This is a genomic window from Mesorhizobium sp. WSM3868 (assembly GCF_002294785.1).
Classification (GTDB): domain Bacteria; phylum Pseudomonadota; class Alphaproteobacteria; order Rhizobiales; family Rhizobiaceae; genus Mesorhizobium.
Genome location: NZ_NSGB01000014.1, coordinates 114164 through 126167, shown reverse-complemented (window position 1 = coordinate 126167; position 12004 = coordinate 114164). Strand labels below are relative to the sequence as shown.

The following is a 12004-nucleotide window of genomic DNA, read 5'->3' as shown; positions in this document are numbered from 1 at the left end:
GGTCCCCCTCGATCCTCAGCCGCAGCAGTCTTGCCAACAGGTGGATAACACTTTGATAATCGTCTGACCGGGATAATCATCGCAAGCCTGTCCAGGCTCCTCGCGCAAACCGTATTGATTGGCGTTCGCATGCTTGCCCATCGACCTCCAAAACACCTTGAGCGGCTGGACCATAGGCCGCTTGACGTGCGCAAGGACGAGATTCTGTGCTTCGTTGCACTGCGCAACGAGAGGACGTTGCTGCCGCATCTTCTCGAACATTATCGAAGGCTCGGAGTCGACCGGTTCTTCTTCCTGGACAACGGCTCGACGGACGGGACGCGAGAACTAGTCCTGCAGCAGCCGGACAGCCATTGTTTCCACACGGAGGGGTCGCATTTCGCAGAGAACATCACCCCGCCGCGATGGATCAACACATTGATGCGCGTGTTCGGCTCCGGCCACTGGTGTCTGTCCGTCGATGCCGACGAGCTTCTTGTCTATCCCGATCTCGAGCGCGTCAGCCTGCGCCGGCTTTTCAATTATCTCGAGTCGACCGGGGCCGAAGCTGTGATCGGATCCATGATCGACATGTACGCGGACGCACCGTTGGCGGAATGCAGCTACGACGGCAGCATCCCTCTGGTGGACGCATCCCCCTATTTCGATCCGGAGCCGGGGTGGTTGCGCGCTCGGGATGGACTTTATCCTCCCGAGCAAATGTTCGGCGGGGTGCGCGAGCGCGTTTTCTGGCGCGGCCGCTTCAAGCAGACCTTTCCACCGTGCCTGACCAAGGTGCCGATCGTGCGGTGGAGCAGGGACACACATTATCACGCGGCGCAGCACACCATCAGCAAGGTGCGGTTCAGCGAACTCCGCGTCGCGCTGCTGCACTTCAAATTTGTTTGGGGCTTCCAGCAGAAATCGGCATCCTCGCTAGGCGAGAATGCGCAACTGAAAGAAAAGACGCTCGAAGAGCGCGCCGCCTATATGGAAGCCCTGGAGCTCAATCCGAAGCTCTCGCTTCGCAACGACCGGTCCGTGCGCTATCGCGGCGACACAGCCCAGCTCGTGGAACTCGGCTGGATGAAAACCTCGGATCGCTACGCCGAATTCGTCGCGACGGGCTGGCCGCGGTTACACGAAACCGCGGCCAGCTGATCTGACGATCTATTGGCGAAAATGCGGCCGGCAATTATCCGCCGTAGCGGCCGCCGCCATCCCCGCCATTGCCGTTCCCACCGCCCCCGGCAAACTGCGACAAGCTGTTCAAAGCAAGCGCTTTGCAGGCCGTTGGCGCATTCGGATAACGATGCAGGTAGTCCTCTAGCGCCTCGATGGTGCCGATCTTGAGGGCCTGCTCGCAGGCGAGCTCGGCTTCCTTGATTGGAGCAACTTCGATTTGCGCTTGCGCCGCATTCGAAAACGCGACGCTCAACCCGAGCAGACTGAGTCCGCCCAGAAGTAGCGACTGTATCTTACGCATTACGCCCACCCTTGCCACTACACACCCCATAGGCTGTTGATACTATTGATTTGTTAGCAATTTGTCAACCATAGCGGAAGAAATCGGCTTGAGAGATGGTTAACTTTGAGCGGCTGCTTGGGCCTGTGAAGGCTATTTCTCGCCGACGGGGCTGAATCGCGTCGTGGCCGCAGAAATGCGGCGCCGAAAAACAGGCGAACGGGGCAGCATGTCGAGTTCAGATTTCGAACGTCCTGCTTTAGTCGCTGAACACCGTCAGCGTCCGAAAGAAGGCGTTGCTCGGAGCACCGTTCGGTCCTTCCGCGAAGCGCACCGCGAGCACGATCGAAAGCGGCATCTTGCGCCTGACATTGACCGTCGCCGCCAGGGCGTGGCGCACGAATCTGTCGCGGACCGTCATCCAGCCGGAAAAGCCGATTGTCTGCGCGCCGACATCCTGCTGCCAGTCTATAGGCCGGTCCGGGCGGGCGAGCGCCAGGCCGAACGCGATTGCCGGAGCCTCGGCATGGGCGAGTTCGATGGCGGCCTCTATTCTGCGAAAGAAGGGCGGGAATTGGTGATCGATCGATGCGGCGACCGCACCCTCCGCATGCGGGCGCAGGAACACGCCGCCGTCGGGCGCGACCAGCAGCAACGGCAGCGCGGCAGTGCGCGGCGTAAGCAGCCTTGCGCTCCTCAGCGCGTCGTAAGCGAGCGCGCCTGAAGCGCCGGCCGCCACGGCTCTGCCTGATGCGTCTGGCTGCGGCCTGGCGAGACCGTCTGCAAGCAAGGCGGTGGCAGTATCGTGGCGGCCGACCGAAGCGGCGATGCCGGCGAGCGTCTCGATCGCTTCCTCGCCGTTCGGCTCGAGGTCGCTGAGAGCCAAATATTTGCGATCGGCAGGCGTATATTTCAGGTTCTCGCGCGCGCTGTCGACTTCGGAACGCGCCGTGTTCTGCGCGATGGCCATTTGGTGGAGCAGCCGGGTGTCATCGGATCGCAGCGTCCGCAACGCCTCCAGGACAGGCAAGCGGTTGTCGTACCAATTCGACGTGCGGAACATGCCGTCCGGCTTCGAGCGGTACCAGTAGAGCGGCTTTGGAATGGGCCTGAGCTTGAGCCCGGCGAGTGACGCCCGCGCGAAGAACTCCCAGTCGTGCATGGCATAGCCGGGATCCTCAAGCCAAAATCCGATCTGCGAGAAAACCGACCGGCGCACCATCGCATTGGCGTCGCCATAGACGTTGTGGATCAGGCCCAGCGCGTCGGGGCCGCCAAACGGCAGATACTGGATCAGGCCGTCGGCCCGGTCCTCGGGCACGAAATCCTCATAGAAGAGCAATTGGAAGGCCGTGCAGATGTCCGCGCCCGATGCCGCCATGCCACGGACGAAATGCTCGACGGCTTCCGGAAAAAGCGCATTGTCGTCGTCCACGAACAGGATCAGTTCGCCGCGCGCGGCGCGCACGCCGGCATTGCGGGCGGCGCCAAGATGCTTGTGCGGCCGGCGCAGGATCCTCCATCCGCGCTTACGGAAGCCTGGTTCCAACGTATCCAGCAATTGCCTGGCTTCTTCCAGGTCGCTTCCGTCGTCGACCAGCACCAGTTCAAGAGTGCCGTAGGTTTGCGCCTCGACCGCTTCGATGGCTTGTTTGAGATAGAGCGGCCGGTTGCGATGCGCCATAACCACCGAAACCAGGGGCGCCGGTTGAGGCTGCTTGCGAATGCGCTTCCGGGCAGCGGGCACATGGCGTGTATCCAACCATGCCTTGCGGCAGGGGCCCGTCATATCGACCCGCCGTGGCTGGGGCGGTTTCTCGAGCGCCGCCAGCATGGCGGCCGCCAATTGCGCCGCGTCGGGCTCGACCAGCGGCGGCTGGCCGGCTTGAGCCTTCCAGGCTTCGGCATTCGCGCCGGCATTGGTTGCGACGAAGGGCAGCCCTGCCGCGGTGCATGCGCCAACGGCCTCGCCGGTCGATGCGGCAAGGCTAGGGACAACGGCCAAGGCGCCGCTGCGTGCGAGGTAGTCGAGCCTCTCCTCGAGGGTCGCGCGCGGCAACAGCTTGAGCCGGAACGGCCAACGTTCGGCGCGCCGCAGAAGCAGTCCGCCGCTGTGCTCGCCCATGATCTTGCCGAATGGACCGAACGCGGTGAGGGTCAGCCCTTCGGGCGCCGATTGCGCGAGGATGTCGAGCGCGTCGCAGAGCAGCGTCAGCCCGTCACGAAAGCGCGATCCGGCCAGGGCGGCAAGCTCACGCGCCTTGCTCGCGATGGGTGGCTGCGGCGCTTTGGTCCGGACGGCCCGAAGCGGTGGCGGCAGCACCGTCGCCTTGCGCACCTTCCAGCCTCTCGACAGCATCCATTGGCGCAGGGCGGCGGATGCACAGACCGTCCTGTCGGCCATCTCGGCGCAGTACTTTTCCATGTAGGCCGTGGCGATCGCCTCGGTGCTGCCCATGAATGTTTTGTCGGCTTCATGCGCCCATTCTTGCGGAGCGCGGGCAAGGAGGACGATCGGCGGCGTGGCGAAGGCATCGGTCTCAGCCGCGAGCAGGGTGAAGTAGGGCAGGCCACCCTCCAGCGGCGCGTAGACCAGATCGTAACTGCACCGCTCGAGATAATGCAGCAGCGCAGCGGATCGGCTTTCGGGCGTCGCCAGCGAGGGAAGCAACTGGTCGGACCGGTCGAGAACCTCCAGTTTGACCGAGGCGGCCTCAAACTCCGCCCGTCGGGCCGCGACCTCGTCCGTGGATGGCACGTCCCGGCCGGCAACCCACAGCAGAGTGACGTCGTCTCCGTTTTCGGCGAAGAGCCTTGCAAGTTCGCCGGGCGTCATCGCGTCGTCAATGTCGGCGTCGCGCGGGATCGCTTGCGCCGTCACGCAGATGCGGCGACGTTCAACACCCGGCCCCAACGGCTTCAGCTTGCTTCCGACCGCCATTGCAGCTTCCCTTACCGCAATTCCACTAACAACGCTTTTGCGCTCTGCCTGCCTTCTGGTCGCGCCGGATTTACTTTTCAGTGATCATCCGTCTGCGCCACCGGTAAACCAAGACCATCAAGCGGCGTCTAAAACAACTGTGCAATCAAGCGATTGTTACAAGTTTATCGACACGGCATAACCAATCTTTACGCGTCCGGGCTAACCGTTCACGGCATAGCAGGAGGCGCGAATGAAAACGATATTGAAGTTTCTCGCTGCGCTCGCCTTGACGGGCGCGATGATCTCGACGAGCTCGGCAGACCAATTGCTGCGTCCGCGCATGAATCTCGGCAAGGGCTACGTCAAGACGATCAGCGGCGACCGTGGCGGCTATGTAATCGACTATGCCATCCGCATGCTGAAGATGCGCCGCAGCGGCGGCTTCGTGCGCTTCAACGGTGCGTGCGATTCGGCCTGCACGCTTTACCTGGCGATGCCCAAGAGCAAGCTCTGCGTCACGCGCAACGCATCGTTCGGCTTCCACCTGCCGTATGGCGCCGGGGCGCGTGGCAACCAGGTCGCGGCCGACTTCATGATGAAGAACTACCCTGGCTGGGTTCGCGGCTGGATCGCTAAGCGCGGCGGCCTGAAGAACTCCGTCACCACCATGACCTATGCGGATGCGAGCCGGTTCCTGCCGACTTGTCCCGCCGAACAGCGTTCGACCATTGCGAGCCTCAGCCCAACGCGCCTGCGCGGCGGTTGAACCCCGCAGCAAGTGCTGGGACACCGACGACGGCGGGTGCTTCAGGGCGCCCGCCGTTGCCGTTTCAAGCGGCCGCTCACATTTGAACGGAGAGGTCGTTTGTGTATGTTCGGGCAAACTCCAACGGGTGTGGCGTGAATGCAGTCTTGTCAGAAGTTCGTGCTGATCGCTTCGCCACGAACCGGTTCTCAAGCGCTCAATCGCCATCTCAACCAATATGACGGGATGGTCCTGCACGGCGAAATCTTCAATCCGAGCTTCGTCGGCTTGCGCCATGACTATCACGAGAAAATCGATCTGCCGCGCGATCGGGTCGATTTGCGAGATGCCGAGCCGCAGCAGTTCATCGCGCGCGTCTTCGACGATCCGTCGGCTCGCTTCGTCGGTTTTCACATATTTCCCGACCAGACGCGCGCGGCCATACTCCCCGTGTTGGAAGATGAAAGCGTCAAGAAGCTCTGGCTTGTCAGGAATCCGATCGCGTCCTTCGTCTCGCTGCTCGAAGCGGAAGCATCCGGAGTATGGACAGTCCATGCCACCGATCGGTTCGCAGCCGACAGCCCGAGAAAGAAGGTGCATTTCGACATAGAACGTTTTAACGCGTTTCTGCGCGAGCTGAATCTGTTTCGCGCAAAGATCAGATCCGTGCTGTTCGAGACCCGACAGCCGTATTTCCCGATCCACTATAGCGATATCGGCGATCCACTGGTTGGCAATGCAATCATTGCCTATCTCGGCGGTTCCCAGCGACTGGACCACTTCGAGACCGAGATCCTGAAGCCGCCGCAGCGGCCTTTCGTCGACCGCATCGAGAATTACTGGGAATTCGTGACCTATTTCAGGGCAGTCTCGACGGACGATCTGTACGCGTTCGGCTGACGTCGGAATGAAGCCGGGTCGGCGCGCAACACGGTCTCAGCTTTCTTTGTTGCCGCAAGCTCGCCGCTTCCAACGCTGATCGGCCCTTTGGCAAACCCATTGTCTTTCAGTGTTTGCGGTTAACCAGTTCTGAAGAGACGTCGTTAACGCACACTTGATTTTGTTGACTCTTTCCTGCCCCGAACCGATTTTGCGCACGGGGTTTGAAAGCTGCCGGCCGTGGTTTCTGGCCGGAGCACAAACTGGCGGTGGGCAATCTCATGAGTATCGGCGGTATGGGCTCGGCGAGCCGGTCCGAGGGCGGCCAGACGGGATCGAGGACGAAACCTGCATTGACGCAGGAACTTCGCTTCACGCGGACGTCCTTGCGCGTCATTTGCACCAGCCTGTGGTTATGGCTTCTGCTGGGCATCTACCGGGCCGTCATCGTCGATCCGCAAACCACATTTCAAGGGGCTCTGGCGTCCATTCCCATGGGATTGGCGGCAAGCTATTACGACCTGATCCTCATCACATCGGTGACGGCGGCAACGCTGATCCTGCTCTTCCTTACAAAGTCAAGCCGGCTCGCATCCGCGGCCGTCGCCTCCCTTTTCTATCTCGTGGTCCTGGTGTCGCTCGGCTGGGGATTTGCCAACATCAATCTCGTCAAGATGCTGGGTGAGCCTTTCACCTTCCAGTGGCTGGTCTATGGCGACTTCCTGCAGAATGCCGACGCCAAGAGCGCGATGGGCGACGCCCTCAACGTGAGGGATGCCGCGATCCTTTTCGGGTCCATCGTCCTGGTGCTGGCCCTCGGCTACGTCGCGGGCAGTTTGTGCCAGCGGCTGAGTTCCGCAGGCCACAAGAGATTTCTCATCGCTTTGGTTCTTTGCGTTGGCGCAGCCCTGGTCGGCAGCGGCTATCATGTGCGCGCTCAGTCGCTGCCAGCATCAAAGGTCGACAATCCTATCGTGTATTTCGTTCAGTCGGCGTGGTTCAGTTCGACGCCGGTGACTTTTGCGATGAGCGCCGGCGGCAATGATCTCGATGTCGCCAGCGTCGGGGAGCGTCCGGCGGAAACATCAAGTTTCAAGGCGCCGACGCCAAATCCGATCAAGAACGTGCTGATTTTCATGATGGAGTCCGTGCCGTCGAAATACATCGAGACCTTTGGCGGCCAGTATCCGATCACGCCGAACATAAAGAGCTATGCCGGAGATTCCATTCGGTTCGACAAGATCTATGCGCATGCGCCGTCCACGCACTATTCGATCTTCTCGCTGCTGACCTCGATGTACAACGACATCTCATTCTACGGGATGACTGCCAAATATCCGTACCTGCCGCTGGAGACGATCTCCAACACCCTGTCCAAGCACAATTTTCGCACCGGGTTCTTCTGGAGCGCCGATTCCCGTTTCCAGCGTGTGGACGAGTTCCTGCTCAACAAGGGACTGGACGTCATCCAGGACTATCGGGGGCAGAAATGCGCCACCCCGACCTTCAAGCTCAGTACCGAGCAGTGGAAGAACATGGACTATAACAGTGACCTCTGCACGGCCCAAATGATCATCGACTGGATGAGGAAGGAGCCGCAGAAGCCCTTCTTCGGCATCATGTTCACGGCGATGACGCATTATCCGTACATCACCGGCAGCCCGATGTTCTCGAAGATGGTGCCTTCCGCCAAAGACATCGGGCCGGTCCACTACGTCGATGACGAAAAATTCAATGCCTATCTCAACGCCCTGAAGGTCGGCGACGCAGCGTTCGGTGAAATCCTCGATTCACTGAAGCAGTCCGGCAAGCTCGATTCGACGCTGGTTGTCGTCCTTGGCGATCATGGCGAGGCGTTCGGAGAACATGGCGACTACGTCCATGCCACCGCGATCTACGACGAGAACGTCCACATTCCGCTGATCATGATCAACAAGCACCTTTTCCATGACGAAGTCGCGCATCCGGTCGGCGGCATCGTCGATATCGCTCCGACGATCATGGACATACTGGGACTGCCATTGCCCGAGCAGTGGCAGGGCCGCAGCTTGTTCAGCGAGCAACGGCCAAACAGGACCTTCTTCTTCAATCCGTGGGCCGGCTCCTTGCTCGGTTATCGCGATAATGATCGAAAGGTGATTTTCAACGCTACCACCGGCAAGGTCGAGGAATACGACCTTAAGGCCGATCCCGGCGAAAAGACGAACCTATTCGACGAAGGCTTGAGCGATCGAACGGCGCTGCTGCAGCCGATTGCCGGCTGGGTGCAATCGCAAAAGCGGCGCATAGCCACACTTGTCGCCAACGCGGCCGGAGACGCGGGGCACTGCACAGCCACAAGCTTGGAGATCGACGCGGCCGGCACCGACTACCAGGGTCAGCCTCGCTTCGACGTCTTCGCCGACGGCAAGCGCCTTGGTGAGATCGCCGTCCAGGGCAGGGAGAGCAAGGCCTCGACAGGCGAGCAGCGCGTGGCGGAACTGACGGAGGCGGCCGTCGAGGCGCAACCGTTCCACATCGACCTTAACGGCGTGCCCAATCCAAAGACGATCGAAATTCGTTATGTCAACGACCAGTGGGCCGGAGACGGCCGGCCCGGCGATCGCAACCTTTTCATCAAGACCATCAAAGTGAACGGGCAGCTTGTGCCCAACGGCAAGCTGCACGTCGACGAGCAATCCCATGGCTACACCGACGACAGCGGAACCGCCATGTATACCAACGGCTCGCTATGGGTCAGCGGTCCGTTTATCGAAGGATGCATGTAGGGCAGGGCATCGGCGGCAGCGCCTCGCTTTACAGCTTGCCCTCCGGCCGCCATTCCCGCCGGTACCAGTCGACGAATTTCGCCAGTCCTTCCTCGATCGGCACTTTCGGCTTGAAGCCGATGTCGCGCTCTAGCGCGCTGGTGTCGGCAAAGGTCTTCTCGACATCGCCGGGCTGCATGGGCAGATCCTCACGGATGGCCTTCACGCCGAGCAGCCCTTCCAGCGTCTCGATGAAGCGACCGAGATGCACCGGCTGGCTGTTGCCGATGTTGTAGATGCGGTGGCGCTCGCGGCCGGCCGCCGGCGGCTTGTCGAGAACCGCAATCACGCCCTCGACAACGTCGTCGACATAGGTGAAATCGCGCCACATCTCGCCGTGATTGAAGACGCGGATCGGCTTGCCGGAGAGCATCGCCTCGGTGAAGATCCAGGCCGCCATGTCCGGTCGTCCCCAGGGGCCATAGACGGTGAAGAAGCGCAGGCCCGTCTGCGGCAGCCCAAAGAGATGCGAATAGGTCGAGCTGATCAGCTCGTCCGCCTTCTTGGTCGCCGCGTAGATCGACACCGGATTGTCGACGCGGTCGGTTTCCACGAACGGCACCTTGGTGTTGCCGCCATAGACCGAGCTCGACGAGGCATAGACCAGATGCTTGATCTCGGGCGATGCACGGCAGAGCTCCAGCACCTCCAGGTGGCCGGCGATGTTGGCGTGGATATAGGCGCGCGGATTTTCGAGCGAATAGCGCACGCCCGCCTGGGCGCCGAGATGCACGATGCCGCTCAGCAGCGTTCCCTCGAGATTCGCCGCCAGCGCGCCCGGCTCGGCTATGTCGAGTTGGCGGAACGAAAATCCGTGCCGGCCGGAAAGCCTGGCGAGCCGTGCCGCCTTCAATGCCGGGTCGTAGTAGGCGTTCATGCAGTCGACGCCGACAACGGCGTCGCCGCGGGCGAGCAGGCGCTCGCAGACATGGCTGCCGATGAAGCCGGCGGCTCCGGTCACAAGGATGGTCATGCGCGGACCTCGGATGAGGGCAGGGGCGGGATCATTTCCGTCTCGGGGCTTTCTTGGCTTGCGCGGGCGGGCTCGGCCAACGCCAGCCATCGCCTTCGCCAGGCGCGGGCTGCGGGCGCGCCACATAAGCGAGCGAAACATTCGCCTCGAGATAGACGCGCGACAGCATCTCGGCGAGCACGCCCGACGTTACCATCTGCAGGCCGGCGATGACCAGGAAGAAGCCGGTGAACAGCATCGGGCGCGTTCCAATGTCCTGTCCGAAAAACACCTTCAAGCTGAACAGGTAGGCAAGGATCAGCGAGCCGAGCACGCCGAACACGATGCCGATGCCGCCGAAGAAATGGCCGGGCCTGGTGCGGTAGCGCATGAAGAAGAACATGAAGACCAGGTCGAGCACCACGCGGAAGGTGCGCGAGATGCCGTATTTCGACTGGCCGTGGATGCGGGCGTGATGCGTCACCACCTCCTGGGCGATACGGCGCGGCGTCGTCACCGTCGCCAACCAGGCCGGGATGAAGCGATGCATTTCGCCATAGAGCCTGACGCTGCGGATGACGCTGCCGCGGAACACTTTGAGGCTGCAGCCATAGTCCTTCAGCCGAACCCCGGTGACGCGCGCGATCAGCGAGTTGGCGATGCGTGACGGCAGCCGGCGCATCCAGAAACCCTCCTGGCGGTTCTTGCGCCAGCCGGCGACGAGGTCGAGGTCCTCGGTCAGCAGTCGATAGACCATGCGCGGTATGTCGAACGGATCGTTCTGCAGGTCGCCGTCGAGCGTCGCTATGACATCGCCGCGGGCAGCGTCGAGGCCGGCCTGCATGGCCGCCGTCTGCTTGAAGTTGCGCACCAGCTCCACAGCGTGCACATGCGCACCGTATTCGGCCGCCAGGCGGCGAATTTCGTTCGGCGTGGCGTCGGTGCTGCCGTCGTCCACCAGCACCACTTCCCAGGGCTGGCTGTAGTTCTCCATCGCCTGGTGGATACGCACGATCAGCGGCTCGACGTTGTCGGCCTCGTTATACATCGGGATGACGATGGAAAGCTGGTGCTCGGGCATGACGGCACCGGCAGGCAGCCCCGACTGAGGAATGGGAAGCATGTCCATGGCGGTCATTTCCTTGCGGGTCCCGTAGCCGGCGTCTCCGGCAGCGTCGATTTCGAGGGAAACAGCCAGGCGATCGCACCGGTGGCAACGGCCGAGCAGAGGATGAACAGATGCAGCGCCAGCGCCGCCTGCAGCCCGTCCTTCATGGCGATGCCGGAATAAAGCAGTGCGGCCGCGGCTCCCGCCTCGTAGGTACCGAAGCCGGCGACGCCCTGCACCGGCAGGATGGCGGCGGCCTCGGCGCCGACGGCGCCGGGAAAGGCAGTCTGGAAGGAGGTGCCGAGCAGCATGGCGAGCAGCCATCCCTGCACGGCAAGCTTCAGCGTCCAGTTGGCGACCGTCCACCACCAGCCGTAGCGGGAGCGCCCCGTGGCCTCGGTGAAGATATCGCGCAGCTTGCCGAGTTTCGACACGATGCTGCCGCGCCCGGCCCAGTCATGCGGCGCGCGCGCCCAGCGCGGCAGATACCAGGCGGAGGCAATCAGCGCTGCTATTCCCGCGGCCCTGAGCGCCGGGTGAAGACCGGGCCACACCAGGCACGCGAGCACGCCGACGACGAAGGCGTCCTGCAGCCTGAACCACAGGAGCGAAGCGCCGGCGCGCACGATCGAGATGCCGAACACCTGCCGCAACAGCAGCGGGAAAGCGGTCTCGCCGCCGCGGAACGGCACCACGTTGATCATGGCGTTGTGAATGAGGATGACGCGCAGGCAGGCGCCGAAGCGGCCGTTCACCTCGTCGCGGAACTCGTCGCAGACCCGCAGCGCGCGCAGCACATAAGTGACGAACAGCGCCAGCGTCACCGCAGCGAAGGCGCCGGGCGTGATGCTGGCGAAGGCGTCGCCCACCATCTTCCAGCGCGAGTCTGCCGCAAGCCAGGCCAGCAGCGCCAGGGTGACGATTATCGAGAATGCTTTTTTCAACCAGTTCTCCGAATGGCGCCGACCGCCGCACTCCGGGTAATTGCTTCGATTTCGAAATCGGGCGCACGGAAGGGGACGGCTCCAGGCCGCCGGCTCCCTTGCCGGCTTCCAATGGCCTGGCGAGGCGCCAAGATTCCGAGCCCTTCCGTGGTCGCCGGCCCGTTCAACGTTTCTGCTCCATCATAAGCGGCCGATCCTATAA

9 protein-coding genes are annotated in these 12004 nt (G+C 62.2%); 4 read left to right on the top strand and 5 right to left on the bottom strand.

Annotated elements, in window-relative coordinates; translation table 11 throughout:
- Positions 1–186: 186 nt before the first annotated feature.
- On the top strand, positions 187–1140 hold the full coding sequence (locus CK221_RS21475; RefSeq protein ID WP_179295183.1) for a glycosyltransferase family 2 protein: 954 nt from the start codon (positions 187–189) through the stop codon (positions 1138–1140).
- 34 nt (positions 1141–1174) lie between these two features.
- Here CK221_RS21475 and CK221_RS21470 read toward each other — a convergent pair whose 3' ends face one another.
- Together CK221_RS21470 and CK221_RS21465 are read right to left on the bottom strand one after the other, a co-directional pair.
- Positions 1175–1465, bottom strand: a complete 291-nt coding sequence (locus CK221_RS21470) for a hypothetical protein (protein ID WP_127215833.1) — start codon at positions 1463–1465, stop codon at positions 1175–1177.
- A gap of 238 nt (positions 1466–1703) precedes the next feature.
- Entirely contained in the window at positions 1704–4385 is a 2682-nt protein-coding gene (locus CK221_RS21465; RefSeq protein ID WP_095779165.1) for a DUF6212 domain-containing protein, read from the bottom strand.
- Positions 4386–4617: 232 nt separating this feature from the next.
- Between CK221_RS21465 and CK221_RS21460 the strand changes: the two genes are divergently transcribed.
- From CK221_RS21460 to CK221_RS21450, 3 genes are all read left to right on the top strand, one after another.
- Entirely contained in the window at positions 4618–5133 is a 516-nt protein-coding gene (locus tag CK221_RS21460) for a hypothetical protein (RefSeq protein ID WP_245430699.1), read from the top strand.
- A 138-nt stretch (positions 5134–5271) separates the two neighbouring features.
- Entirely contained in the window at positions 5272–6012 is a 741-nt protein-coding gene (locus tag CK221_RS21455; protein ID WP_095779164.1) for a sulfotransferase domain-containing protein, read from the top strand.
- A gap of 332 nt (positions 6013–6344) precedes the next feature.
- Positions 6345–8759, top strand: a complete 2415-nt coding sequence (locus tag CK221_RS21450; protein ID WP_179295182.1) for a sulfatase-like hydrolase/transferase — start codon at positions 6345–6347, stop codon at positions 8757–8759.
- A 28-nt stretch (positions 8760–8787) separates the two neighbouring features.
- Here the strand turns inward: CK221_RS21450 and CK221_RS21445 are convergent, their stop codons facing one another.
- From CK221_RS21445 to CK221_RS21435, 3 genes are read right to left on the bottom strand one after another with little or no spacing between them, the layout of a single operon-like run.
- Positions 8788–9771, bottom strand: coding sequence for an NAD-dependent epimerase/dehydratase family protein (locus tag CK221_RS21445; protein WP_095779162.1), 984 nt, complete (start codon positions 9769–9771; stop codon positions 8788–8790).
- 31 nt (positions 9772–9802) lie between these two features.
- On the bottom strand, positions 9803–10879 hold the full coding sequence (locus tag CK221_RS21440; RefSeq protein WP_066995901.1) for a glycosyltransferase family 2 protein: 1077 nt from the start codon (positions 10877–10879) through the stop codon (positions 9803–9805).
- A gap of 5 nt (positions 10880–10884) precedes the next feature.
- Positions 10885–11802: a lysylphosphatidylglycerol synthase domain-containing protein gene (locus CK221_RS21435; protein ID WP_095779161.1), complete on the bottom strand. Its 918-nt coding sequence runs from the start codon at positions 11800–11802 to the stop codon at positions 10885–10887.
- Between the last annotated feature and the right edge of the window lie 202 nt (positions 11803–12004).